Origin of the sequence: Streptomyces sp. D2-8 (genome assembly GCF_023184515.1) — a bacterium.
Classification (GTDB): domain Bacteria; phylum Actinomycetota; class Actinomycetes; order Streptomycetales; family Streptomycetaceae; genus Streptomyces.
This window is the reverse complement of sequence record NZ_JAAHBP010000026.1, coordinates 1-23,886: the sequence shown is the minus strand read 5'-3', so window position 1 is coordinate 23,886 and position 23,886 is coordinate 1. Positions and strand designations below refer to the sequence as shown.

Annotated in this window: 20 protein-coding genes and 1 pseudogene; 14 read left to right on the top strand and 7 right to left on the bottom strand. The window is 72.5% G+C overall.

Annotation, left to right across the window (positions count from 1 at the left end; genetic code table 11):
* The first annotated feature begins 4 nt into the window (after window positions 1-4).
* The 6 genes from G3I77_RS34715 (at window position 5) to G3I77_RS34690 (ending at window position 6,524) form a co-directional block, all read left to right on the top strand.
* Window positions 5-1,846 carry a biotin carboxylase N-terminal domain-containing protein gene (locus G3I77_RS34715; protein ID WP_248510286.1) on the top strand — a complete coding sequence of 614 codons (1,842 nt, stop codon included), beginning with the start codon at window positions 5-7 and terminating at the stop codon, window positions 1,844-1,846.
* A gap of 57 nt (window positions 1,847-1,903) precedes the next feature.
* The gene (locus tag G3I77_RS34710; RefSeq protein ID WP_248510285.1) at window positions 1,904-3,025 is read left to right on the top strand and encodes an acyl-CoA dehydrogenase family protein; all 1,122 of its coding nucleotides are present in this window, start codon (window positions 1,904-1,906) and stop codon (window positions 3,023-3,025) included.
* 38 nt (window positions 3,026-3,063) lie between these two features.
* Window positions 3,064-4,635 carry a 4-coumarate--CoA ligase family protein gene (locus G3I77_RS34705; protein WP_248510284.1) on the top strand — a complete coding sequence of 524 codons (1,572 nt, stop codon included), beginning with the start codon at window positions 3,064-3,066 and terminating at the stop codon, window positions 4,633-4,635.
* Window positions 4,632-5,366 carry an enoyl-CoA hydratase family protein gene (locus tag G3I77_RS34700; RefSeq protein ID WP_248510282.1) on the top strand — a complete coding sequence of 245 codons (735 nt, stop codon included), beginning with the start codon at window positions 4,632-4,634 and terminating at the stop codon, window positions 5,364-5,366. Before G3I77_RS34705 ends, G3I77_RS34700 begins: the two co-directional genes overlap by 4 nt.
* Entirely contained in the window at window positions 5,354-5,965 is a 612-nt protein-coding gene (locus G3I77_RS34695) for a TetR/AcrR family transcriptional regulator (RefSeq protein ID WP_248510280.1), read from the top strand. Before G3I77_RS34700 ends, G3I77_RS34695 begins: the two co-directional genes overlap by 13 nt.
* A 76-nt stretch (window positions 5,966-6,041) precedes the next feature.
* The gene (locus G3I77_RS34690; RefSeq protein WP_248510279.1) at window positions 6,042-6,524 is read left to right on the top strand and encodes a hypothetical protein; all 483 of its coding nucleotides are present in this window, start codon (window positions 6,042-6,044) and stop codon (window positions 6,522-6,524) included.
* Window positions 6,525-6,537: 13 nt separating this feature from the next.
* Here the strand turns inward: G3I77_RS34690 and pdxH are convergent, their stop codons facing one another.
* Entirely contained in the window at window positions 6,538-7,206 is a 669-nt protein-coding gene (pdxH, locus tag G3I77_RS34685; RefSeq protein ID WP_248510278.1) for a pyridoxamine 5'-phosphate oxidase, read from the bottom strand.
* A 281-nt stretch (window positions 7,207-7,487) separates the two neighbouring features.
* On the opposite strand from pdxH, the gene G3I77_RS34680 reads away from it, so the two are divergent.
* The gene (locus G3I77_RS34680; RefSeq protein WP_248510277.1) at window positions 7,488-8,588 is read left to right on the top strand and encodes a citrate synthase 2; all 1,101 of its coding nucleotides are present in this window, start codon (window positions 7,488-7,490) and stop codon (window positions 8,586-8,588) included.
* A 51-nt stretch (window positions 8,589-8,639) separates the two neighbouring features.
* Here G3I77_RS34680 and G3I77_RS34675 read toward each other — a convergent pair whose 3' ends face one another.
* Window positions 8,640-9,050, bottom strand: a complete 411-nt coding sequence (locus G3I77_RS34675) for a diadenosine tetraphosphate hydrolase (protein WP_248510497.1) — start codon at window positions 9,048-9,050, stop codon at window positions 8,640-8,642.
* 415 nt (window positions 9,051-9,465) lie between these two features.
* Here G3I77_RS34675 and G3I77_RS34670 point away from each other — a divergent pair, with 415 nt between their 5' ends.
* Window positions 9,466-9,882, top strand: a complete 417-nt coding sequence (locus G3I77_RS34670; protein ID WP_248510276.1) for a RidA family protein — start codon at window positions 9,466-9,468, stop codon at window positions 9,880-9,882.
* A gap of 128 nt (window positions 9,883-10,010) precedes the next feature.
* Entirely contained in the window at window positions 10,011-11,465 is a 1,455-nt protein-coding gene (locus G3I77_RS34665; protein ID WP_248510273.1) for a PAS domain-containing protein, read from the top strand.
* A gap of 21 nt (window positions 11,466-11,486) precedes the next feature.
* Here G3I77_RS34665 and G3I77_RS34660 read toward each other — a convergent pair whose 3' ends face one another.
* Complete coding sequence (locus G3I77_RS34660) at window positions 11,487-12,242, bottom strand: SIS domain-containing protein (RefSeq protein WP_248510271.1); 756 nt, start codon at window positions 12,240-12,242, stop codon at window positions 11,487-11,489.
* A gap of 283 nt (window positions 12,243-12,525) precedes the next feature.
* On the opposite strand from G3I77_RS34660, the gene G3I77_RS34655 reads away from it, so the two are divergent.
* A complete protein-coding gene (locus tag G3I77_RS34655) occupies window positions 12,526-13,218 on the top strand; it encodes a metal-dependent transcriptional regulator (RefSeq protein WP_053671441.1) in 693 nt (230 codons plus the stop codon).
* A gap of 589 nt (window positions 13,219-13,807) precedes the next feature.
* On the top strand, window positions 13,808-14,707 hold the full coding sequence (locus tag G3I77_RS34650; protein ID WP_248510268.1) for an alpha/beta fold hydrolase: 900 nt from the start codon (window positions 13,808-13,810) through the stop codon (window positions 14,705-14,707).
* Window positions 14,708-14,771: 64 nt separating this feature from the next.
* Here G3I77_RS34650 and G3I77_RS34645 read toward each other — a convergent pair whose 3' ends face one another.
* The 3 genes from G3I77_RS34645 to G3I77_RS34635 form a co-directional block, all read right to left on the bottom strand.
* The gene (locus tag G3I77_RS34645) at window positions 14,772-16,364 is read right to left on the bottom strand and encodes a transporter (RefSeq protein WP_248510267.1); all 1,593 of its coding nucleotides are present in this window, start codon (window positions 16,362-16,364) and stop codon (window positions 14,772-14,774) included.
* Complete coding sequence (locus G3I77_RS34640) at window positions 16,361-17,152, bottom strand: ABC transporter ATP-binding protein (RefSeq protein ID WP_248510266.1); 792 nt, start codon at window positions 17,150-17,152, stop codon at window positions 16,361-16,363. Before G3I77_RS34640 ends, G3I77_RS34645 begins: the two co-directional genes overlap by 4 nt.
* Window positions 17,153-17,262: 110 nt before the next feature.
* Complete coding sequence (locus G3I77_RS34635) at window positions 17,263-17,925, bottom strand: bifunctional DNA primase/polymerase (protein ID WP_248510496.1); 663 nt, start codon at window positions 17,923-17,925, stop codon at window positions 17,263-17,265.
* 306 nt (window positions 17,926-18,231) lie between these two features.
* Between G3I77_RS34635 and G3I77_RS34630 the strand changes: the two are divergent.
* Both G3I77_RS34630 and G3I77_RS34625 read left to right on the top strand, forming a co-directional pair.
* Window positions 18,232-19,617, top strand: a pseudogene (locus G3I77_RS34630) (transcriptional regulator).
* A 201-nt stretch (window positions 19,618-19,818) separates the two neighbouring features.
* The gene (locus G3I77_RS34625) at window positions 19,819-21,642 is read left to right on the top strand and encodes a hypothetical protein (protein WP_248510264.1); all 1,824 of its coding nucleotides are present in this window, start codon (window positions 19,819-19,821) and stop codon (window positions 21,640-21,642) included.
* A gap of 90 nt (window positions 21,643-21,732) precedes the next feature.
* Here G3I77_RS34625 and G3I77_RS34620 read toward each other — a convergent pair whose 3' ends face one another.
* Window positions 21,733-23,043 (bottom strand): ABC transporter substrate-binding protein, encoded by a 1,311-nt coding sequence (locus G3I77_RS34620; protein WP_248510262.1) that lies wholly within the window; start codon window positions 23,041-23,043, stop codon window positions 21,733-21,735.
* Between the two features lie 117 nt (window positions 23,044-23,160).
* Between G3I77_RS34620 and G3I77_RS34615 the strand changes: the two genes are divergently transcribed.
* Window positions 23,161-23,661, top strand: coding sequence for a hypothetical protein (locus tag G3I77_RS34615; RefSeq protein WP_248510260.1), 501 nt, complete (start codon window positions 23,161-23,163; stop codon window positions 23,659-23,661).
* Window positions 23,662-23,886 lie beyond the last annotated feature (225 nt).

The window sequence follows — 23,886 nt, the reverse complement described above, 5'->3', positions numbered from 1 at the left end:
GCCCATGATCACTTCAGTTCTTGTCGCGAACCGGGGCGAGATCGCCTGCCGTGTCGTCCGCACCTGCCGTGCGGCGGGAATCCGGACGGTCGCCGTGCACTCGGACGCTGACGCGCACGCCCTCCACGCGCGCGTGGCCGACACCGCCGTACGGCTGCCGGGGTCGGCGCCCGCCGACACCTATCTGCGCGGCGACCTGATCGTGAAGGCCGCCCTGGCCGCCGGCGCGGACGCCGTGCACCCCGGTTACGGCTTCCTCTCCGAGAACGCCGGCTTCGCGCGGGCCGTCCAGGACGCCGGTCTGGTGTGGATAGGGCCGCCCCCGGAGGCGATCGAGGTGATGGCGTCCAAGACGCGCGCCAAGGAGCTGCTGGGCATCGAGCCCCTGCGGGAGGCCACCGAGGCCGACCTGCCGGTGCTGGTGAAGGCGGCGGCGGGCGGCGGCGGCCGCGGCATGCGCGTCGTACGGCACCTGGCGGACCTGGACGCCGAGTTGGCCGCCGCCCGCGCCGAGGCCGCGAGCGCCTTCGGCGACGGCGAGGTGTTCGTCGAGCCGTACGTGGAGGGCGGCCGGCACGTCGAGGTGCAGGTGCTCGCCGACACGCACGGCACGGTGTGGGCGCTCGGCACCCGCGACTGCTCCCTCCAGCGCCGTCACCAGAAGGTGATCGAGGAGGCCCCGGCGCCCGGACTGTCCGCCGCACTCGACGCGGAGGTCCGCGCCCTCGCCGTACGGGCCGCCCGCGCGGTGGGGTACGTCGGCGCCGGAACCGTGGAGTTCCTCGTCGCGGGCGAGCAGGCGCACTTCCTGGAGATGAACACCCGCCTCCAGGTGGAACACCCCGTGACGGAGGCGGTGTTCGGGGTCGATCTCGTCGCCGAGCAGATCCGCGTCGCCGAGGGCCACGCCCTCGCGGACGACCCCCCACGCGCGCGGGGACACGCCGTCGAGGCCCGCCTCTACGCCGAGGACCCGGCCAGGGACTGGGCACCGCAGACCGGCCGACTGCACCGCCTCGCCGTCCCCGACGCCGTGCGCCTGGACACCGGTTACGCGGACGGCGACGACATCGGCGTCCACTACGACCCCATGGTCGCCAAGGTGGTCGCCCACGCCCCCAACCGCGCCGAGGCGATCCGCAAGCTGGCCGCCGCCCTCGACCGCGCGGTGATCCACGGCCCCGTCACCAACCGCGACCTCCTGGTCCGCTCCCTGTGCCACCCGGAGTTCACCGCGGCCCGCATGGACACCGGCTTCTACGACCGCCACCTGCCCGGACTGACCGAACCGGCCCCCGACCCGCACGCCCCGCTCGCCGCCGCCCTCGCCGACGCCCACGGCCGCTCCCGCTTCGGAGGCTGGCGCAACGTACCGTCCCAGCCGCAGAGCAAGCGGTACCTGATGGCGGGCGAGGAGCACGAGGCCCGCTACCGGCACGGCAGGGAGGGCCTGGAGGCGGACGGGGTGCGGGTGGTGCACGCCGACGCGCGTCTCGTGATCCTGGACGTGGACGGGGTGCAGCGGAAGTACGAGGTCGCCCGCCACGGCAACCAGGTCTACGTCAACACAACGGCCCTGACCGCCCTGCCCCGCTTCCCCGACCCCACCACCCAGCACGCCCCGGGCTCCCTCCTGGCCCCCATGCCGGGCACGGTCGTCCGAGTCGCCGACGGCCTCACGGCAGGAACACCCGTGAAGGCGGGCGACCCCCTCCTCTGGCTGGAGGCGATGAAGATGCAGCACAAGATCACAGCGCCGGTGACGGGCACGCTGACCGAGTTGCCGGTGGCACCCGGCCAGCAGGTGGAGCCGGGGATGCTGCTGGCGGTCGTACAGGAGGCCTGAAGGGGCGCGGGGAACTGCGCGACCAGCCACGACGAGCCCGCACCCGAAAGGACTCCCATGGACACGGAAGACCACAAGGCCCTACGAGAGGCCGTCGCCGCACTCGGCACACGCCACGGTCGCACCACCGACACCACCCCACTCTGGTCCGAGGCAGGCAAACTCGGCTACCTGGGCGTCAACCTCCCCGAGGAGTACGGAGGCGGCGGCGGAGGCATCTCCGAACTCTCCATCGTCCTCGAAGAACTCGGCGCCGCAGGCTGTCCCCTCCTGATGCTGGTCGTCTCACCAGCGATCTGCGGCACCGTCATAGCCCGCTTCGGCACGGACGCCCAGAAACAACAGTGGCTCCCCGGTCTGGCCGACGGCACTCGCCTCATGGCCTTCGGCATCACGGAACCCGACGCGGGTTCCAACAGCCACCGCATCACCACCACGGCACGAAAAGACGGAGCCGACTGGCTCCTCACCGGCCGCAAGGTCTTCATCTCCGGCGTGGACATCGCGGACGCGACCCTCATCGTCGGCCGCACCGAAGACGCCCGCACCGGCCGCCTCAAGCCCTGCCTCTTCATCGTCCCGCGCGACACCCCCGGCTTCACCCGCCGCCCCATCGACATGGAACTCCACGCCGCGGAGAAGCAGTTCGAGCTCATCCTGGACGACGTGCGGCTGCCCGCCGACGCCCTGGTCGGCGACGAGGACGCGGGACTCCTCCAGCTCTTCGCCGGCCTCAACCCCGAGCGCATCATGACGGCCGCCTTCGCGATCGGCATGGGCCGCCATGCCCTCGCGAAGGCCATCGAGTACGCCCGCGACCGCACCGTCTGGAGCACCCCCATCGGCGCCCACCAGGCCATCGCCCACCCCTTGGCCCAGGCGCACATCGACCTCGAACTCGCCCGCCTGATGATGCAGAAGGCCGCCGCCCTCTACGACGCGGGCGACGACATGGGCGCCGGAGAGGCCGCCAACATGGCGAAGTACGCCGCCGGTGAGGCCTGTGTGAAGGCGGTCGACCAGGCCGTGCACACCCTCGGCGGCAACGGCCTCACGCGCGAGTTCGGCCTCGCCTCGCTGATAACGGCCGCGCGCGTGGCTCGTATTGCGCCGGTGAGCCGGGAGATGATTCTCAACTACGTCTCCCACCAGACCCTGGGCCTGCCCAAGTCGTACTGAGGACCCTGAGACGGCCCGCGCCGCGAGGAGGAACCGCCATGTTCCGCAGCGAGTACGCAGACGTCCCGCCCGTCGAACTGCCCATCCACGAAGCGGTCCTGGCCCGGGCCGCCGAGTTCGGCGACACCCCGGCGCTGATCGACGGCACGGACGGCACCACCCTCTCGTACGAGCAGGTGGACCGGTTCCACCGGCGCGTCGCCGCCGCCCTCGCCGAGGCCGGTGTCCGCAAGGGCGACGTCCTCGCCCTGCACAGTCCCAACACCATCGCCTTCCCTACCGCCTTCTACGCGGCCACGCGCGCGGGTGCCACCGTCACCACCGTGCACCCGCTCGCCACCGCCGAGGAGTTCGCGAAACAGCTGCGGGACTCGGCGGCCCGCTGGATCGTCACCGTCTCACCCCTGCTGGACGTCGCCCGCCGGGCCGCCGAACTCGCGGGCGGCGTACGCGAGATCTTCGTGTGCGACAGCGCGAGCGGCCACCGCTCCCTGATCGACATGCTGGCCTCCGCGGCCCCCGAGCCGCAGGTCGCCATCGACCCCGCCGAGGACATCGCGGCCCTGCCGTACTCCTCCGGTACCACCGGCATCCCCAAGGGCGTGATGCTCACGCACCGGCAGCTCGCCACCAACCTCGCCCAGCTCCACCCGGCGGTCCCCGCGGGCCCGGGGGACCGCGTCCTGGCGGTGCTGCCCTTCTTCCACATATACGGCCTGACCGCCCTGATGAACGCGCCCCTGCGGCAGGGCGCCACCGTCGTCGTCCTGCCCCGCTTCGACCTGGAGCAGTTCCTCGCGGCCATCCAGAACCACCGCATCACGGCGCTGTACGTGGCCCCGCCGATCGTCCTGGCCCTCGCCAAGCACCCGGCCGTCGCCCAGTACGACCTGTCGTCCCTGGAATACATCATCAGCGCCGCCGCGCCCCTGGACGCCCGTCTCGCCGCCGCCTGCTCCGAGCGGCTCGGCCTGCCGCCCGTCGGCCAGGCCTACGGCATGACGGAACTGTCACCCGGCACGCACGTCGTCCCCCTGGACGCCATGAGCCAGGCCCCGCCCGGAACCGTCGGCAAGCTCATCGCCGGCACCGAGATGCGCATCGTCTCCCTCGACGACCCCGCCAAGGACCTCCCCGCCGGCGAATCCGGCGAGATCCTCATCCGCGGCCCCCAGGTCATGAAGGGCTACCTCGGCCGCCCCGACGCCACCGCCGCGATGATCGACGCCGACGGCTGGCTGCACACCGGGGACGTGGGACACGTGGACGGTGGGGGAGGCTGGCTCTTCGTCGTCGACCGCGTCAAGGAACTCATCAAGTACAAGGGCTTCCAGGTGGCCCCCGCCGAGCTGGAGGCCCTGCTCCTCACCCACCCGGGCATCGCCGACGCCGCCGTCGTCGGCAGGTACGACGACGACGGCAACGAGGTCCCGCACGCGTACGTGGTCCGCCAGCCGTCCGCCGCGGACCTCACCGAGGCGGAGATCATGATGTACGTCGCCGAGCGCGTGGCCCCCTACAAGCGGATCCGCCACGTCACCTTCATCGTCGGCGTCCCCCGCGCGGCCTCCGGCAAGATCCTCCGCCGACAGCTCAGGGAGAGCGCATGACGCTGATCGCCCGTACCCGCGCGCGTGCCGTGGAGACCCTGTCCCTCGACTCGCCCCGGAACCGCAACGCCCTGTCGGCGGCCCTGGTCGGCGAACTGGCCGACGCGCTCACCGACGCCGGGAAGGACCCCGGGGTCCGCGCGATCGTCCTCACCCACACCGGCACCACGTTCAGCGCGGGCGCCGACCTCAAGGAGCCCCCGCCGCCCGAGGCCCTGGTCGCCCTGCTGCGGCAGATCATCGAGCTGCCCAAACCGGTCGTCGCCCGGGTCACCGGCCACGTCCGCGCGGGCGGCCTCGGCCTCCTGGCCGCCTGCGACATCGCGGCCGCCGCCACGGAAGCCACCTTCGCCTTCACGGAGGTCCGCATCGGCGTCGCCCCCGCGGTCATCTCCCTCCCGCTCCTGCCCCGCACGAACCCCCGCGCCCTGTCCCGCTACTACCTCACGGGCGAGCGCTTCGACGCGGCGGAAGCAACCGCAACGGGCCTGCTCACCACCCATGCCGCCGACGTCGACACGGCCCTGGCCCCCGTCCTGGAAGGCCTGCGCAAGTCCGCCCCCGACGCCCTGGCCGAGACGAAACGGCTGCTCACGACTAGGGTGCTGGAAGCCTTCGACCGGGACGCTGCCGACCTGACCGCGCTCTCGGCCCGGCTGTTCTCCTCCCCGCAGGCCCGCGAGGGGATGACGGCCTTCCTCGAACGACGGGATCCGGCATGGGTGGTGTGAGCGCGGTCGACCGTGCGGAGAGAGTCCCCAAGCAGGACCGCAGCCGGGCCACCCGGCAGCGGCTCCTCGAAGCCGCGGTGTCGTGCCTGGCCGAACACGGCTGGGCGGGATCCACCGTCTCCGTGGTCGCCGAACGCGCCGGCGTCTCCCGCGGCGCCGCCCAGCACCACTTCCCGACCCGCGAGGACCTCTTCACGGCCGCCGTCGAGTACGTCGCCGAGGAACGCTCCACGGCCCTGCGCGCCCTGTTCCCCGAGGGCGCGGCCGGAGACCGTCACGCCGTCGTCGCCGCCCTGGTCGACCTCTACACGGGGCCGTTGTTCCGCGCGGCCCTCCACCTCTGGGTCGCCGCCTCCAACGAGGAGCAGCTCCGGCCCCGCGTCACCGAGCTCGAATCCCGCGTCGGCCGCGAAACCCACCGCATAGCCGTCGACCTCCTCGCCGCCGACGAATCCGTCCCCGGCGTCCGCGAAACGGTCCAGGGCCTCCTCGACATGGCCCGCGGCCTGGGCCTCGCCAACCTCCTCACGGACGACGCGGCCCGCCGGGAACGGGTGGTGGCCCAGTGGGCGGGGCTGCTCGAGGAGTCGCTGGGCTGACCATGGGGGACCGGTTCCAGACGATCGTCGACCTCGACGCCGGCGCGGCGGACGCCGAACCCCTGGCCACCGGGTCGTGGAGTGGCTCGTGGCGGAGGGCGTCGTCCTCGCCGACCGCACGCGGTGCGTCCTCGGACAGCCTCTGGGCCATCCCCCCGGGCCCCACTGGGAGCGGGCCGTGAGCGACGACTGGGACCACGAGCCCTGGGACGGCCTCGCCGTCCACACGGGCCGCACGGGCTTCACCAGTGGCGCGGACATGCCGGGGGCGGCCGTCTGCCCGCGCTGCCGGGCGGTCACCGCGCTGGACGACGACGTGTGGCCGCGCTTCAGCACCGCGATGCAGACCTGGTACGAGACGGGGAGCGCCTCCGTGCCCTGCCCCGCCTGCACGGCGGCCGTCGCCGTCCCGGACCGGTCCTGGGACGAGTGCCCCCTGGCCTTCGGCCACCTCGGCTTCGAGTTCTGGAACTGGCCCGACCTCACCGAGGACTTCCGCACCCGCCTGGCCGCCCTGCTCGACGGCCACCGCACGGCGTACGTGTGGGGAGCGATCTGAGCCCGAGGAAGCCTCAGGGGCTGAGCCGCTCCACGCGCCAGCTTCCGTCCGGCCGCTCCACGTACCGCAGCCGGTCGTGCATCCGGTTCTCGCGGCCCTGCCAGAACTCCACCGTCTGCGGGGCCACCCGGAAGCCGCCCCAGTGCGGGGGCACGGGCACCTGCTCGCCCTCGGGGTAGCGGGCGGCCAGCTCGGCGTACGCGCCGTCGATGTCGGCCCGCGTGGAGATCACCGAGGACTGGGCGCTGGCCCATGCCCCCAGCTGTGAGCCGTGCGGCCGGGTGCGGAAGTACGCCGCCGTCTCGTCCCGGCCGGTGCGCCGGGCGACCCCGGTCACGATGACCTGCCGGGCCATGGGGTGCCAGGGGAACAGCAGCGAGACGTACGGGTTCTCCGCCAGGTCACGGGCCTTGCGGGAGTCGTAGTTCGTGTAGAAGACGAAGCCCTGCTCGTCGAAGTGCTTGAGCAGCACCGTGCGGGAGCTCGTCCGCCCCTCGGCGTCGGCCGTCGAGACGATCATGGCGTTCGGTTCGAACAGCCCGCCGTCCGTCGCGGCCTGTTTGAACCAGCGCGCGAACTGCTCGACGGGCGTGGCGGCCAGCTCGGTCTCGGAGAGCCCCTCGGCCCGGTACTGCTTGCGCATCGAGGCCAGATCGAAAGGGACGTCGTCGCGGTCGGTCACCCGGTCATCTTGCCGTATGGACGGTGTCCTTCGTCACTGCGTGGCACTGAGTGCCGTGAACCCTCCCCAACGGTGGCACTCGGGGATATCGTTTCCGTGCCGTTCCGGTTGGGTGACCGCCAGCCGTTCGGGGCATCACAGGGGGAGGCCGGCCAGGACCGCGAGTCGCAGGGACGACCGCGGATCCACCGGGCGGCCGCCCGCTTCGCCAGCTGACTGACACATGGTTCGTTCCACCCCACATCACACCATCTGTCACTTACATCACGAGGAGCCGCCTGATGTCCGACTTCGTACCCGGGCTCGAGGGAGTCGTCGCGTTCGAGACGGAGATCGCCGAACCGGATAAGGAGGGCGGCGCACTCCGGTACCGGGGCGTCGACATCGAGGACCTCGTCGGCCATGTCTCGTTCGGCAACGTCTGGGGCCTGCTCGTCGACGGCGCCTTCAATCCCGGGCTGCCGCCCGCCGAGCCGTTCCCCATCCCCGTGCACTCCGGCGACATCCGCGTGGACGTCCAGTCCGCCCTGGCCATGCTGGCGCCCGTCTGGGGCCTCAAGCCTCTCCTCGACATCGACGCCGAAGAGGCCCGCGAGGACCTGGCCCGAGCGGCCGTCATGGCGCTCTCGTACGTCGCCCAGTCCGCCCGCGGCCAGGGCCTGCCGATGGTTCCGCAGCGGGAGATCGACAAGGCCCAGTCCGTCGTAGAGCGCTTCATGATCCGCTGGCGGGGCGAGCCGGACCCCAAGCACGTGGCGGCGGTGGACGCGTACTGGACGAGCGCCGCGGAGCACGGCATGAACGCGTCCACGTTCACGGCGAGGGTCATCGCCTCGACCGGCGCGGACGTGGCGGCGGCGCTCTCCGGCGCGGTGGGCGCGATGTCCGGCCCGCTGCACGGCGGCGCCCCCTCCCGCGTCCTCCACATGATCGAGGAGATCGAGCGCACGGGTGACGCCGAGGCCTACGTCAAGCAGACCCTCGACAAGGGCGAGCGCCTCATGGGCTTCGGCCACCGCGTCTACCGCGCCGAGGACCCGAGGGCGAGGGTTCTGCGCCGTACGGCCCGCGAGCTGGGCGCCCCCCGCTTCGAGGTCGCCGAGGCCCTGGAGAAGGCGGCCCTCGCGGAACTCCACGCCCGCCGCCCCGACCGCGTCCTCGCCACGAACGTCGAGTTCTGGGCGGCCATCGTCCTGGACTTCGCCGAGGTCCCGGCCCACATGTTCACGTCCATGTTCACCTGCGCCCGCACGGCCGGCTGGTCCGCCCACATCCTGGAGCAGAAGCGCACCGGCCGCCTGGTCCGCCCCTCGGCCCGCTACACCGGCCCGGGCACCCGCAGCCCGCGCGAGATCGAGGGCTACGAGGACATCGCCCACTGATCCGACCCGCTCACGGCCTCACCCACCTCCGGGTGAGGCCGTCCGCACGTCTCACCCCGCGAGCCGGTCCAGCTCCTCGCCGATGGCCTCCCGCAGCGGGTCGTGCGCCGGCCCGAGCGCGTACCGCTCCTCGCTCCACATCCTCCGCGGATAGAGCCACACGGGCAGCCGTACGAGCTCCGCGGGCTCCCATTCGTAGCGCGGCCACACATGCGCGTGCAGGAACCCGTCGGCGTTCCCGAGGATCTCCAGATTGACCCGCCTGAACCCCGGCCCCATCCGCCGGCAGGCGCGCTCGACGGCTTCCCCGAGCCGGTCCATGTCGGCCAGGAACGCCAGCCGCCCGCTCCGCGGCAGCTCGGACAACCGCTGCACCGCCGGATCATCGGTCAGCAACACCGAGTAGCCGGGCAGGAACTGCACATCCCCGATCGCCGCGAACCCGGAGCCCAGCCTCCGCATCACGGCCGGGTTCTCCCCCCGCAGGGCACTGCCGATCCGGTCGTCGCGCCACGTATCCACCGTCGTCGCCCCCGAAAAAGCGCGGAAAAAGCAGGCGACCCGCGAGTCTGGTTCCTCCTGAGGAGGAGCCGGCCGGACGTACCGGCGACTCGCGGGTCGGGTGACTGCTTGAGATTGGGCCGGCTGCACGTTGCTCACGCGCTGGCTCGGCACCGCACTGAATGTGGTGTCGGGCCGTCAGCCCGCAGCCACCTCTTCCGTCCGGTATCCATACATCTGCCGAACCACCTCCCTTCTGAAGTGCTTGCCACCCTAGGCAGCCCGCTGTCGGCGGCTCAACTGTTTTTCCGAGACTTCAGGGCGTGCCTCGTCCCGCATTGGACGTATGAACGATCCCCTGCCTAGCGTTCGGCGCATGACGGAGCGGCGGCAGGCGATTCTCAGTGGTTCGGTGTTCGAGGAGCGGATCGGGTACGCCCGGGCCGTCGTGGACGGGGACTGGGTGCACGTCTCGGGGACGACCGGGTTCGACTACGCGGACATGACGATCTCCGAGGACGTGGTGGAGCAGGCCGAGCAGTGTCTGCGGAACATCGGGGCCGCGCTGGAGGAGGCCGGGTCTTCGTTCGCGGATGTCGTGCGGGTGCGGTACCTGCTGCCGGAGCGGGAGGACTTCGAGCCGTGCTGGCCGGTGCTCCGCGCGTGCTTCGGTGAGGTGCGGCCGGCCGCGACGATGTTGGTGTGCGGGCTGGCGGACCCCCGTATGAAGATCGAGATCGAGGTGTACGCGCGGCGGGGGAGCGGCGCCGGGGCTGCGCCGTTGATCGACTGACGGCGTCCATCGGCTGACGGTGTGGCCCGCCGGGCGGCCTCCGGGGCGTTGACGTGGGGATTGCCGCCGTACAACGATTCCTTCAATGTTGTGGGAACTCGGTGTGCGCTGGGTCACGTTCCAGTTGAATGATTGCAAGGAGCGAACCGACGTGCCGTACGTGCGGACGCAGCCTGCAGGGGGTCCAGGTGAGTGCTTCCCGGCGTAGTGGGACCACCGACGAGCTGGGGCCGGACGAGCCCGAGCGGGAGAGCTCGGATGGTTCGGATCTGCTTGCCGCTTTGCTGGACGGGATGGACGCGGCGCTGTGCGCCTTCGACGCCGACGGGGTCGTGACGCACTGGAACCGCGAGGCCGAGCGGATCCTGGGGTGGAGCGCGGACGAGGCCGTGGGGCGGCGTGGGCTGGCCGGGTGGGCCGTGCGCACCGCGGACGCCGAGGCGGTCGAGGGGCGGCTGTTGTCGGTCATGCACGCGCCCGGGCGGCAGGTGCACGAGTTCGCTCTGCTGACGAAGGACGGCGGGCGCGTGCTCGTCCGGACGCAGTCGGCGGCGGTGCGCGGGCCCGACGGAAAGCCGGCGGGTGTGTACTGCGCGTTCAGCGAGGTGCACGCGCAGATCGATCTGGAGCGGTCCATCGCGCTGAGCGAGGCGCTGTTCGAGGACGCCAGCTGGGGCGTCGTGCTGGTCGACGTGGACCTGCGGCCGGCCGTGGTGAACGCGCACGCGGCCCGGGCGCTGGGCACGGGGCGTACGTCGGTGCTGGGACGGCCGCTCGGAGAGCTGCTGTCGCAGGGCGTGGAGGAGCTGGAGAGCGCGTTGCAGCACGTGCTGGCGGAGGGTGCGCCGCCCGCGCCCGCCGAGGTGTGGGTGAGTGTGCGCGCCTCGGAGGGCGAGAAGCGCCGGTGCTGGCGCAGCGGCTTCCTGCGGCTGGCCTCGCCGCTCGCGGAGGAGCCGGTTCCGCTGGGCGTGGGCTGGCTGTTCCAGGACGTGACGGAGGCCAAGCAGGCCGAGCAGGAGGCGTCCCTGCTGCGCTTCCGTACGCAGCAGCTGCACCGGGCGTCGCGGGCAGCGGCCGAGTGCGAGGACCCGACGGAGTCGGCGACGGTCCACCTGGACTTCGCCCTGGCCGGTTTCGCCGACCACGCGCTGATCGACCGGGTCGCCGGCGGCGCGCTCACCGACGCGGAGGCCGAGGGGCCGGTCCGGCTGGTCCGGGTCGCCGCCACACCCTCCGGAGCGCCGGGCCCGAGCAAGCTCGCCGGCCGCGCGGGCCTGCCCGTCCGCTACGCCGAGGGGCACCCGGCCCTGCAGTGCGTGGAGCGCGTGGGAGCCCTGCGCGCGAGCGCGGGCGCCGCCCCGCCCGAGGCGGCCCGTGAGTGGGCCCTGGCCCGCCAGTGGCCCCCGGACGCGGTCCACGCCCTGTGCGCGGTGCTGCGCAGCCGGGGCCGGACCCTGGGCGTCGTGACGTTCCTGCGGGGCGCGGGCCGCAGCGCCTTCGAGCGCTCCGACGCGATGTACGCGGAGGACGTGGCGCTACGGATCGCGGCGGCGCTGGATCTGGCGGGGCTGCCGGATCGCTGAGAGGCGCCCGCCCCGGCTCGCTCAGTGCCGGTAGAAGATCCGGTCGCGGTACTGCTCCATCACCCGGGCGTTCCAGTCGTGGCCGCCGTCGACGTTCCCGGAGCGCAGCAGGGGCGGTTCGATGCCGCGGTCGGCGAGGGCGGTGGCCGTCGTCGCCATGACGGCCTGGAGGAGGGCCGAGGTGACCACCGTCGAGGCGGGGGCGAAGGGGGCGGGGATGTCGTCGTGGGTGAGTTCCGCGTCGCCGACCGCGATCTTCGAGTCGAGCACGAGGTCGCAGTGGTCCTTCAGATACGTCCCGGAGGCGTGCCGGGACTTCGTCTCGGAGGCGTAGGCCACCGACGTCACGCCGATGACCTTGACGCCGAGGGCGCGCGCGTTCATGGCCATCTCCACGGGCAGGGCGTTGCGCCCCGACAGCGAGATGATCAGCAGGGCGTCGCCCGCGCGGAGCGGGGAGCTGTCGAGGACGGCGCTCGCGAGGCCGTCGACGCGTTCCAGGGCGGAGCCGAGCGGCGCGGGCATGACGTCGACGCCGACGACACCCGGCACGGCGAGCAGGTTCATCAGCGCGAGACCGCCGGCGCGGTAGACGAGGTCCTGCGCGGCGAGGGAGGAGTGTCCGGCGCCGAAGGCGAAGAGCCGGCCGCCGCCCGCGACGGTGTCGGCGAGCAGCGTCCCGGCCGCGGCGATGCCGTCGCTCTCCTCGTCGCGGAGCTGCCGCAGCAGGCCGATCGCGGCGTCGAGGAACTGGCCGGCCGGCGTGCGGTCGCTCATACGGGGTCCCTTCGGGCTGGCCTCGGCGGCTTGTGTCGCGCATCACGGTGCGGTCTGGACCAGTGCGGTGTCAATACGGCCGTGAGTGCGGCCGCCGCCCGCGCGCCGAGCGCCGGGAGGTCCCCGAAAAGGAAAGTCCGTACCCTGGCGCCCGGCCGGTTAATCCCCCGGCTTTCCCTCCGGCGGCACGGTTGTCGGTGGTATCCGGCAGAATTGGGTGCAGGGCCAGCGCACACGCCGGTGAGCCGTCCAGCCTCCGGCAGATCTCATTCGAGGGGCACGTATGTCCGGACTGATCGACACCACGGAGATGTATCTCCGCACCATCCTCGAGCTGGAGGAAGAGGGTGTGGTCCCCATGCGCGCCCGTATCGCCGAGCGGCTGGACCAGAGCGGGCCGACCGTCAGCCAGACCGTGGCGCGGATGGAGCGCGACGGCCTGGTGTCCGTCGCCAGCGACCGGCATCTGGAGCTGACCGACGAGGGCCGCCGGCTGGCCACGCGCGTGATGCGCAAGCACCGCCTCGCCGAGTGTCTGCTCGTCGACGTGATCGGTCTGGAGTGGGAGCAGGTCCACGCCGAGGCGTGCCGCTGGGAGCACGTGATGAGCGAGGCCGTGGAGCGCCGCGTCCTGGAGCTGCTGCGGCACCCGACGGAGTCGCCGTACGGCAACCCGATCCCGGGTCTGGAGGAGCTCGGCGAGAAGGACGGCGCCGACCCGTTCCTGGACGAGGGCATGGTGTCGCTGGCCAGCCTCGACCCGGGCGCCGAGGGCAAGACGGTCGTGGTGCGCCGGATCGGCGAGCCGATCCAGACGGACGCGCAGCTGATGTACACGCTGCGGCGGGCGGGCGTGCAGCCCGGCTCGGTGGTGAGTGTGACCGAGTCGGCCGGTGGGGTGCTGGTGGGCAGCGGCGGCGAGGCGGCCGAGCTGGAGTCGGACATCGCGTCCCACGTGTTCGTCGCCAAGCCCTGATCCGACCGACCGACCCGGCCGGTCCCCGGTCAACTCCCGTGGCGTATGAGGCTGTTGTGGCGTTGGCGTGATCCGCACCGAATCCGGGATCCAGTCCGTCGAATGGCAGCGCTCGTACGATTCCCGTGCGACGCTGTCGCGTGAGGCATATGACCTGAGGGGCTCTTGGCCGCGGCTCGACAGCGATGTCACCCGGCCGGGGAGGGGCGGGAGGATGTGCCGTGGAGCTGGGGAGGGCCCCGGCGCCTTGTGGCGCCGGGGCCTGTCCTCCCCTGTGCTGACCCGGAGCCCCGAGCTCTCAGGGTCATTCCCCTCGGACCGGTTTCCCCGAGCGGTCCGCCTCCCGATGAAGATCTCCCCTCGGCAGCGGAGATCAATCCCCGGGGGTGGTCACTCGAACGAGGGGTGTTGCCCGCGAGAACCCCATTCTCGAAAGCGCATTCGATAGTCTGCGGGCGGGGCACGGCACACTTGCACCGACAGGTACGGCAACCAGCACGGCAGAAGGCACAGCAGGCAGAACACGGTTCACAGGACCGGCCGGCTCGAGGGAGCCCCGGTCCGCGCGAAGCTTGGGGGGTGCCAGGACATGGCGCGACGCATCGACGTGACCGGGACGGGCGGCGTACGCCTGGCGGCCTGGGAGTTCGGCGACCCGCCCAAGACCGATCCGGCGCAGGACACGCAGGGGGCGCACGACGGGCACACCGCGCCGGAGGGTTCCCCGGGCGTGCTGTTACTGCACGGCCTCATGGGCCGTGCCTCGCACTGGGCGTACACCGCCCGCTGGCTCTCCGCGCGCTACCGCGCCGTCGCCCTCGACCAGCGCGGCCACGGCCGCAGCGACAAACCCCCGCAGGGCTCCTTCACCCGTGGCGCCTATGTCGACGACGCCGAGGCCGCCCTCGAGCAGCTCGGCCTCGCCCCGGTCGTCCTCATCGGCCACGCCATGGGCGCGCTGACCGCCTGGCAGCTCGCAGCCCGGCGTCCCGACCTGGTCCGCGGGCTGATCATCTGCGACATGCGGGCCTCCGCGCTCGGCGCCGCCTCGCAGCGCGAGTGGGGCCAGTGGTTCAAGGCCTGGCCGCTGCCCTTCGCCACGCTCGCCGACGTCCGCAAGTGGTTCGGCGAGGACGACCCCTGGGTGGAGCGGCCCAATCCGGCCCGTGGCGAGTTCTACGCCGAGGTGATGGCCGAGTCCCCGGACGGCTGGCGCCCGGTCTTCGAACCGGAGCAGATGCTCCGCTCCCGCGAGACGTGGGTGTACGACGCGCACTGGGAGGAACTGGCCCAGGTGCGCTGCCCCGCCCTGGTCGTGCGGGGTCTGGACGGCGAGCTGGGCCGCGCCGAGGCCCAGGAGATGGTCCGGGTCCTGCCCCGCGGCCAGTACGCGGAGGTCGCCGACGCCGGCCATCTGGTGCACTACGACCAGCCGGAGGCCTGGCGCGCCGCCATCGAACCGTTCCTGGACTCGCTGGGCGACAGCTGACGGCGCTCCCCGCCGGCCGTGCCGAGTCACCCCTCGCCGACCGGGTCAGCCCTCGCCGCCCGGCTCACCCCTTGCTGACCGCCGCCAGGATCTCCGGCAGCCGCCGGGCCGTCTGCGGAGCGGCCAGTTTCAGCCCCGCCGCCGTGAGCGCCGCCCCGTACACCGTGCTCACCGGAAGCAGCAGCCACGTCCAGTCGTCGCCGTCGGCGCTCACGTTCAGCCAGATCGTGAGCGCGATGACGGGCGCGCACAGCAGGGCGGCCGCCATCATCCCGCCGAAGATGGAGATCCAGGCGAGCCCGGTCTGCCCGGGGGCCACGTTCTTGTAGCCCTCCTGCGGGATGGAGTACGGGAAGCGGGCGGAGGTCCACGCCCCGGTCGCGAGCATCGCGCCGAGCAGCGCGAAGGACAGCCCCAGGGCCTCGGGCAGCCGCCGCCAGTCGCCGAGCATGGCCGTCGTCAGGACCGTCACGAGCGTGGCGTACGGCAGGGTGATCAGCAGCAGGGCGTACGCCCGGGCGCGCAGTTCGACGTAGGCGTCACGTGTCGATGAGATCGTCATCGCGACCATCCAGAACGCCGAGGTGTCCTGCCCGAACTGGTTGTACATCTGGATGCCGAGCATCCCGGCGGCGAAGCACGCGAAGTACACCGACCCGGTGCCCTGCCAGGCGTTGAACACCGGCACGATCAGCCCGATCGCCAGCGATGTCACCCAGGCGGCCTTGGTCTTCGGGTCGCGCCACACATACCGCAGGCTGCGCTCCATGACCGTGCCCGTACGCCCCGCCGGCAGCAGCCGCCCCAGCCCGGCGGACGAGCGCTCCCGGGCGGCCGACTCGGCGCTCGGCAGGGTGGATCCGTCGGGTGAGGTCATCAGCCGGGTCAGATGCCGCGACCAGAGCGCGAGCAGCGCCACCAACGCACCCGCCGTCAGCGCCAGTTGCGCGACGGCGATGCCGTACGAGCCCTCGCTCACCGCGTGCACGGCCCCGACCGCCGACGCGGGCGGCACCCACTGGAGCACCTCGGCCGCCGGGTCGAGTTCACCCAGCCCCGACGCCCCGAGCCGCTGCGCGCCGAAGTTCACGATCTGCGCCCCGATCGCGATGACGAGGCCGCTGAGCACCGCGAGATCCCGCCCCTTGCGGCTGGTCAGCAGCCGCACGTTGGCGGCGGCGACGGCCCGCGCGAGGGCCACGCACACCAGCAGCGCCAGGGCGACGGCGACGACCCCGACGGCGAACGCGGCACCGCCCCGCGCCACCGCGACCACGGACCCGACCAGCAGGCACAGTGTGAACAGAGGCCCGATCCCGACCAGCGAGGCCGTGAGCAGCGCCCGCACCAGCGGCCGGGGCCGCAGCGGCAGCATCACCAGCCGGGTCGGGTCGAGGGTCTCGTCACCGCTGGGGAAGAACAGCGGCATCACCGCCCACCCGAGCCCCAGCACCGCCACCGCCAGCACGACCACCGACTCGGCGTGCGCGTGCCCGCGCAGCGCGATCAGGCCGATCAACTGCAGTGCGGCGAACAGCAGGGCGAAGACGGCCGACGTGATGTAGGCGGCCTTCCGCCCGCCGGACTGCCGCAGTCCGTTGCGCAGCAGCGACAGCTTCAGCCGTACGAAGACGGGGGTGATCGCGGGGGCGCTCACCGCGCCCCGCCGCCCAGCCAGTCGAGGTCGGACCCGGCGTCCCGGCTCTGCGCGCCGACGAGTTCGAGGAACGCCCGCTGGAGCGAGGGCGCGTCGCCGCGCACCTCGGCGAGCGTGCCGGTGGCGCGGATCCGCCCGGCGGCCATGACGGCGACCCAGTCGCACAGCGACTCGACGAGCTCCATGACGTGGGAAGAGAACACGACCGTGGCGCCCGAGGCCGTGTACCGCTCCAGGACGCCCCGGATGGTCTGGGCGGAGACGGGGTCGACCCCCTCGAACGGCTCGTCCAGGAACAGCACTTCGGGATTGTGGAGGAGAGCGGTGGCGAGCCCGATCTTCTTGCGCATACCGGTCGAGTAGTCGACGACGAGCTTGTGCTGGGCGCCCGCCAGATCAAGGACGTCGAGAAGCTGCGTGGCCCGCTTGTCGACCTCGGCACCGGGCATCCCGCGCAACCGCCCGCTGTACGCCAGCAGTTCCCGCCCCGACAGCCGCTCGAACAGCCGCAGCCCCTCCGGCAGCACCCCGATCCGCGCCTTCACCTCGACGGGGTCCCGCCACACGTCGTGCCCGACCACCTCGACGGTCCCGTGGTCGGGCCGCAGCAGCCCCGTCACCATCGACAAGGTGGTGGTCTTCCCGGCCCCGTTCGGCCCGACGAGCCCGATGAACTTGCCCGCGGGCAACTCGAGATCGACCCCGGCAACAGCGACCTGCTGCCCGAACCGCTTCCAGAGCCCCTGTACACGCACAGCGCTGGATCCCACCGCGCCTCCCTCCGTCACCTTGCACCCTACGGTGGCGGAACGGACCCAAGGGGCGCGGGGAACTGCGCGACAAGCCACGGACAACTCGCAGCCGCCGACGAAGACGAACCAGGCAGACGCTCAGGCGCCTAACGATCCCGGCCGCACGCATAGGCCAACGGCGAGATCAACTCCTCCGCATCCGGCAGCCACCGATTGGCCGGGGTCGGCCGGCAGGCCCACTGCACAGCCCCCCGGGACCCGAACCGCGTGGGCGGCGCCGCCACATACGCACCCTCGCCCAGCACGGTCAGATCCAGCGACGGCACCGACCACCCCAGCTTCCGCACCAGATCGGGCACCTTCACCGCGGCCCCCGGCAGCACGAAGAACTCCATCCGCCGATCCGGCGTGAGCGTCACCGGCCCGAGCGTCAGCTCCATCCGCTCCATCCGCGCCAGCGCGAGGAACCCCGCGGTCTCCGGCACGGAGATCGCGTCGAACGTCCGCCCCGTCGGCAGCAGGATCGACGCGGTCGGCTGCTTCTGCCACATCCGCCGCGCGACCGTCGCACTGCCCGTCGCCTGCGTCGCCCAGTCCGGACGCGCCGGGTGCGACCCGGGCGCCGGACACGCCACGTCACCGCAGGAGCAGCGCTGGCTCCCGTCGACGGCTTCCAGCCAGGTGCCCGGGAACACGTCCCAGTGGCGCTCCTCGGCGTAGCGAACAGCGGCCTCCAGCAGCGATTCCCCGCGCTGCTTCGGGATCTGAGCGGCTTCGGTGCCGGCGATCGTCTCTTCCACGATGAACACAACTCTGGTCGTCACCAGGGGTTACGCCCGCCCGCGTGCGCGGGGGAGAGCATCGCCCCCGTTCCCGGGGCGCATGGGTGCATGTGCGGGGGCGCGCAGGAGGATCCGTCGCCGGAGCTGGGTAGCCACGAGTGGGGCCGGCACCAGCCGTTACCCCGGCATTCCTCACATGCCTCGCATTTTCGCCTGGTCGGCGGGGCATTGATCTTCACGGCCGGATCCTTTCGCCGGGACGTGAGGGGTTCGGCCGCGGAAGACACGTCAACTCGGTGCGTGGGCAGGCACCGCAGCCACAGGGGGTACGCCATGGCCGCAAGGCCGCTCGTCGCCAGGCAGCCGAACGAACGGCTCCAGGCGCTCATCCAGGAAGCCGGATGCTCCAACGCCGGCCTGGCCCGCCGGGTCAACATGTGCGGTGCCGAGCACGGTCTCGACCTGCGCTACGACAAGACGTCGGTGGCGCGCTGGCTGCGCGGACAGCAGCCACGGGGCCGGGCCCCGGCGATCATCGCCGAGGCCCTGGGCCGCAAACTCGGCCGCACGGTCACGATCGACGAGATCGGCATGGCCAACGGCAAGAACCTCGCCTCGGGCGTGGGCCTCCAGTTCTCGCCGACGGTACTGGGGGCCATCGAGCAGGTCTGCGAGCTGTGGCGCAGTGACGTGGGGCGGCGGGACTTCCTGTCCGGCTCGTCCGTCGCCGCGTCCGCGCTGGTCGAGCCCAGCCGGGACTGGCTGATCTCCGCGCCCGACGCGCAGGTGTCGCGTTCGGCGGGGCCGCGGGTGGGGCAGTCCGACGTGCAGGCGGTCCAGGCCATGACGCAGGCGCTGGTGGATCTCGACCACCAGTACGGCAGCGGGCATGTGCGGCCGGTCGTCGTGCACTACCTCAACAGCGTCGTCTCGGGGCTGCTGGCGGGGTCGTACCGGGAGGCGGTCGGGCGGGACCTGTTCGCCGCGGTGGCCCGGCTGACGGAGCTCGCCGGGTACATGGCCGTCGACACGGGACAACCCGGCCTGGCCCAGCGCTACTACATCCAGGCACTGCGACTGGCGCAGGCCGCCGGGGACCGCGGCTACGGCGGGTACGTCCTCGCCGCCTCCATGAGTCATCTCGCCGCCCAGCTCGGAAACCCGCGGGAGATCGCGCAGTTGGCGCGGGCGGCGCAGGAGGGGGCGCGGGGGCGCGTCTCGCCGCGGGCGGAGTCGATGTTCCTCGCGGCGGAGGCGCGCGGGCACGCCCTCATGGGCGACGTGCGCGCCGCCCAGTCCGCGGCAGGGCGCGCCGTGAGCGCCCTGGAGGCGGCCGACCCTGCCGCCGGGGACGACCCGGTATGGATCGCGCACTTCGACGAGGCGTATCTCGCCGACGAGTTGGCCCACTGTCACCGGGATCTCGGGCAGGCCGAGGCGGCGGCCCGGTGCGCGCAGGAGTCGCTGGCCGGGCATCCCGAGTCGCGGGCGCGCCGCCGGGCCATCGGTTATGTGCTGTTGGCCACGGCGCAGGTGCAGCAGCGCGAGATCGAAGAGGCCTGAAACACCGGCATGAAGGCCGTGGAACTGCTCGAGGGGCTGCGCTCCAACCGGGGCGCCGAGTACCTGGAGGACTTCCAGCAGCGGCTGGAGCCGTATCGGGACGAGGCGGTGGTAAGGGAGTTCGGGGCGCGGCTCGACTTGCAGGCGGCGGCGTGAACACAGGGTCTGCGCATGCATGAACGTGCGGGAAACGGCAGCCGGGTGCGCAGGAGGTGAAGTGAGCGGCGCACCGTGATCCGGCGGTGTTACCGCGCTCACAGGGCATGAGGTCGGGCCCTGTGCTGCGTGGCACGGGGCTCTGGGGACCCGGTAGCGTGACCCGACGATTCACAAGGTCCCCCATTAGTAGGAGTCCCGGTGACGCAGAGTGGACAGGGCGAGGAGCCCTCGGCGCGCCCCGCGCGCGAAGGCATCGTGCTGCCCTCCGACGGTGGCGAGCCCCTGCTGCCGGGCATGACGAGCGGACCGGGTGACGCCCCCGGCCGCCGGCCCGCCCCGCCTTCGCCGGGCGGGCCGCAGGCCTCGGCTCCCGCGGAGGGCCAGACCTGGGGCCAGCCCTGGGGCCCCGACCAGCAGCAGACCCCGCCGCCGGGACAGACCTGGCAGTCCCAGCCCCAGCAGTGGAGCACCCCGGAGCCGCCCGCGTGGGACGCCCAGGCCCCGGGCGCGCTCCCCCCGGAGGGCACCCCGCCCCCCAACCCCGGCCCGTACGGCACGGCCCAGCCGCCCGCGGCCGCCGGCGGGTACGACCCGTACGGCGCCCCCGGCGGGGCAGCCCCGCTGCCTCCGGAGGGTCCCGGAGCGCACGGTGATGGATCCACCGGCGGGCAGCTGCCGCAGGGAGGCTCCGGGTACGGGTATCCGCAGGGTGCCGATGCCTATGGCGCTTCCGCCGGGGGTGGCGCGCAGTCGCAGCCGGGGACCGGTGCGCATGGTGCCGGACCCGGCGGTGGGCAGTTGCCGCAGGGAGGGTCCGGGTACGGGTATCCGCAGGGTGCCGATGCCTACGGCGCCCCGGGCGGGGGAGCCTCGCAGGCGCCGGACGCCGGGGCGTACGGGCACGCCGCAGGAGGCGCACCCCTGCCGCCGCCTGCCGACGAGGGCGCGACCCAGTACATACCGCCCGTCGCGGGGGACGCGGCCACGCAGTACATACCGCCCGTCGCGCCGTCCGCCGACGAGGGGGCGACCCAGTACATACCCCCGGTGGGCCCGGGAGTGCTGCCGCCCGAGAGGCCTTCCGGCGAGGACCCGGAGGCGACGCGGTTCCTCGGGACCGGGCCCCGGGCCGGGGCGGGAGCCGGACCGCTGCCGCCCGCCTCGAACCCGGACGCCGAGGCGACCCAGTACATCGCGCCGGTGCCCGGCGGGGACAAACAGCCGCCCGCCGAGTTCGACAACCTCTTCCGCAGTGAGCCCGGCGCCGAGAGCCCGGCCGGGGCCACCCAGCAGATGCCCCGCATCGAGCAGCCCCCGCCGCACGCCTCGTACGGCGCTCCCCAGCCTTCCCACGCCCCGCCCGCCGGAGGCCGGTCGCGCGGCGGCCGTTCGGGCTCGCGCGTCCCCGTGATCGCCGCCGTCGGCATCGGCATCGCCGTCCTCGGCGTCGGCGCGGGCGCGCTGCTCGCCGGCGGCGGAGGCGGTGGTGACGACGACGGCGGCGACAACAAGACCGTGGCCGCCTCCGCGCCCGCGACGGAGGAATCCGCCTCGCCGTCGGCCGACCCGGCCCGGGCCCAGGCGGTCGAGCTGGACAAGCTGCTCGCCGACAGCGGCAACAGCCGCAGCACCGTGATCAACGCGGTCGCCGACGTCAAGGGCTGCGACAACCTCCCCCAGGCCGCCAAGGACCTGCGCGAGGCGGCCAAGCAGCGCAACCAGCTGGTCACCCGGCTCTCCGGCATCGAGGTCGACAAGCTGCCCGGCCATGCCGCGCTGACCACCGCCCTCACCAAGGCCTGGCAGGCCTCCGCCTCGGCCGACAACCACTACGCGGCCTGGGCCGACCAGACCGCGGGCAAGAAGGGCTGCAAGAAGGGCCAGGCCCGCACCACCAACCAGACCCAGGCCGGCAACCGGGCCAGCGGCGTCGCCAGCGCCGAGAAGGCCAAGGCGGCCGGGCTGTGGAACGGGATCGCGAAGAAGTACGGCCTGACCGAGCGCCAGCCGACGCAGCTCTGAGGGATCTGGGAGATCTGGATCTCTGAGAGATCGGGGAGATCGGGGAGATCCGGGAGATCCTGCCCGGACGTGAACTGCTGAGCGGGGCGCTCAGTAGTTCACGTCGGCGTTCTCCAGCGTCCTCGTCGTGTCGACGAAGCCCTTGCGCGCCGAGACCAGCCGCCCCTCCCGCACCACCTGAAGGGTGACGTTCGCGTTGACCAGCCGCGGGAAGCCCACGGCGGCGAGCTTGGCCTGGAACCGCCACTGCAGCGTCGGTGTGAGCCCGCCCGTGCTGACCTTCAGACCGTCGTCCAGGGCCTCCGCCACCGTGTCGGCGCTCACCTCGCCGCCGCCGAGCGACTCGACGATCTGCGTGAACACCGTGTAGGCGATCCACGTGGTCTGCACTCCGGCGTCCGCGGGGTCGATGCGGTTGTCGCCGAAGGCCTCCTCCCGGATCACCCGCTTCATCCCGTCCCAGCGCGGATCGCTCGCCACCGGGTACCAGCCGGTGATGTACGAGCCCTCGTAGGGCCCCGATGCCCCGCCGGTCGCGTCGATCACCGTCTGGTCGGCGCTGCCCAGCACGGTGGCCGTCCGCACCTCCGGGTAGTCCTCGCGGGCCCGCCGGAAGGAGTCCATGAAGGTGCCGTTGCGGTCCCCCAGCGCGGGCACCACGCACCCGTCGTCCGCCGCGCCGGACGTCGTCGTGCGCAGGGCCCGCTCGGCCTGGTCGTCGTACTCGGTGGCGTCCTCCGCCGCCCGCTGGTCGTTCGAGGCCCGGTGTCCGCCCGCCTTCAGGCCGGAGTCGAGCAGCGGGGGCAGCTGGTCGCCCGCGATGGTGTCGGGCCGGATCAGCGCGACGGGCCCGCAGCCGGCGAGGGCGCTGCCGAGACCGGCGAGCAGCGCGGGCTGGCCGCCGTTGACGGGGTAGGACAGGGGGCTGGTGAACTCGGCGTTGGTGATGCCGTAGCCGCCTATGTAGGGGATGCCCGCGCCCTCGAGCGACGGGAAGAAGGAGTCGGCGTACTGGCTGTAGGATCCGACGACCGCGACCGCGTTCTCCTTGGCGGCCCGCCGGGCGCACTTCGCGGCGTCCACGCTGTCGTTGTGGTCGTTGCAGGTCAGCACGTTGAGCTTGCGGCCGTTGATCCCGCCCTTGGCGTTGATCCAGCGGGCGTAGGCGTGGGCGAAGGCGGGCATGCCGGGCTTGTTGGTGGCCTTGGTGTCCTGCGGAGCCCAGGTCATGACGGTGATGGTGTCGTCCCCGACACCCCCCGTGGTGCCGGGGACGACCCCGCATCCGGCGAGGAGCGACGCGCACGCGACCGCAGTGCCCGCGGAGAGGGCGCCGTTTCTGGCGTGACGGGTGAGGAGGCCGGGGAGGAATGTGCTGCGGGTGCGTCGCCTGCCGGTCATGGTTCCGCACGATTCCGTCACACGGCTAACCCGTGAGTGATCAGGGGTCAACAATTGGTGACGCACAGATGAATTGCGGGGGCCGGTGTGACCGATGTGGAGGGGAACGTACGATCGATGACCGTGCAAGCTTCGGAGAACTCTTCCCGTCGTGGCCGTCGCTCATCCACCATGGGCGGCATGCCTGCCAACGACATGCCGTGGTGGCGCTGGCGCAGCAACGTGCGCTCGGCGCTGCACATGCTCTCCGATCCCGGGTTCCAGCGGGACGTCTGGCTGGCCGGCGTGGACGGCTACGGCGACGTGACCGACGCGGTGTACCGGCTGGTCGAGGACACCTGGCTGGACCACTGGTCCGCCGAGAAGTACGTCGGCACGATCTTCCGCGACTCGCAGGAGGCGGCCCTCGTCGACACCGCCGTGCTGCGGGTGCTGCGGATCATGCACCAGGTCGGGCCGGACGCGCCGGTCACCGCGTACCTCGAACACGAGGCGTGGCCGGAGGCGGTCCAGGCCGCCCGGGACGCCCATGTGCGGCTCGCGGCGAGTGACGGCGACGAGCCGGACGCGGCGCCGCGCAGCCTGGAAGTGCTGCGGATCATGACCAGGTCCGCCTAGGGGGCTTCTGATGGATCTCCGCGGCGTCGCGACGCCCGGCACGCACTCTCGCCGCACCGGACGCCGCTCCTTCTTCCACGGAGATCCATCAGAAGCCCCCTAGTAGTGCTTCGTTACGTTGAGTGATCTCGGCTGGTCGTGGGTAGCTTCCTGGAGTGAGGTTGGGGGAAGTGGAGCGGCTCCGGGGTGAGTTGGCGGAGTTCGTTGCCGATGTGTTCGGGTCGT

Excerpts from the sequence above, each read along its gene's own strand:
- G3I77_RS34655 (WP_053671441.1), top strand. The coding sequence starts at position 12,526 with ATGTCCGGACTGATCGACACCACGGAGATGTATCTCCGCACCATCCTC.
- G3I77_RS34705 (WP_248510284.1), top strand. The coding sequence starts at position 3,064 with ATGTTCCGCAGCGAGTACGCAGACGTCCCGCCCGTCGAACTGCCCATC.
- G3I77_RS34670 (WP_248510276.1), top strand. The coding sequence starts at position 9,466 with ATGACGGAGCGGCGGCAGGCGATTCTCAGTGGTTCGGTGTTCGAGGAG.
- G3I77_RS34660 (WP_248510271.1), bottom strand. The coding sequence starts at position 12,242 with ATGAGCGACCGCACGCCGGCCGGCCAGTTCCTCGACGCCGCGATCGGC.
- G3I77_RS34695 (WP_248510280.1), top strand. The coding sequence starts at position 5,354 with ATGGGTGGTGTGAGCGCGGTCGACCGTGCGGAGAGAGTCCCCAAGCAG.
- G3I77_RS34680 (WP_248510277.1), top strand. The coding sequence starts at position 7,488 with ATGTCCGACTTCGTACCCGGGCTCGAGGGAGTCGTCGCGTTCGAGACG.
- G3I77_RS34675 (WP_248510497.1), bottom strand. The coding sequence starts at position 9,050 with ATGCGGAGGCTGGGCTCCGGGTTCGCGGCGATCGGGGATGTGCAGTTC.
- G3I77_RS34620 (WP_248510262.1), bottom strand. The coding sequence starts at position 23,043 with ATGACCGGCAGGCGACGCACCCGCAGCACATTCCTCCCCGGCCTCCTC.
- G3I77_RS34650 (WP_248510268.1), top strand. The coding sequence starts at position 13,808 with ATGGCGCGACGCATCGACGTGACCGGGACGGGCGGCGTACGCCTGGCG.
- G3I77_RS34615 (WP_248510260.1), top strand. The coding sequence starts at position 23,161 with ATGACCGTGCAAGCTTCGGAGAACTCTTCCCGTCGTGGCCGTCGCTCA.
- G3I77_RS34700 (WP_248510282.1), top strand. The coding sequence starts at position 4,632 with ATGACGCTGATCGCCCGTACCCGCGCGCGTGCCGTGGAGACCCTGTCC.
- G3I77_RS34710 (WP_248510285.1), top strand. The coding sequence starts at position 1,904 with ATGGACACGGAAGACCACAAGGCCCTACGAGAGGCCGTCGCCGCACTC.
- G3I77_RS34715 (WP_248510286.1), top strand. The coding sequence starts at position 5 with ATGATCACTTCAGTTCTTGTCGCGAACCGGGGCGAGATCGCCTGCCGT.
- G3I77_RS34665 (WP_248510273.1), top strand. The coding sequence starts at position 10,011 with ATGATTGCAAGGAGCGAACCGACGTGCCGTACGTGCGGACGCAGCCTG.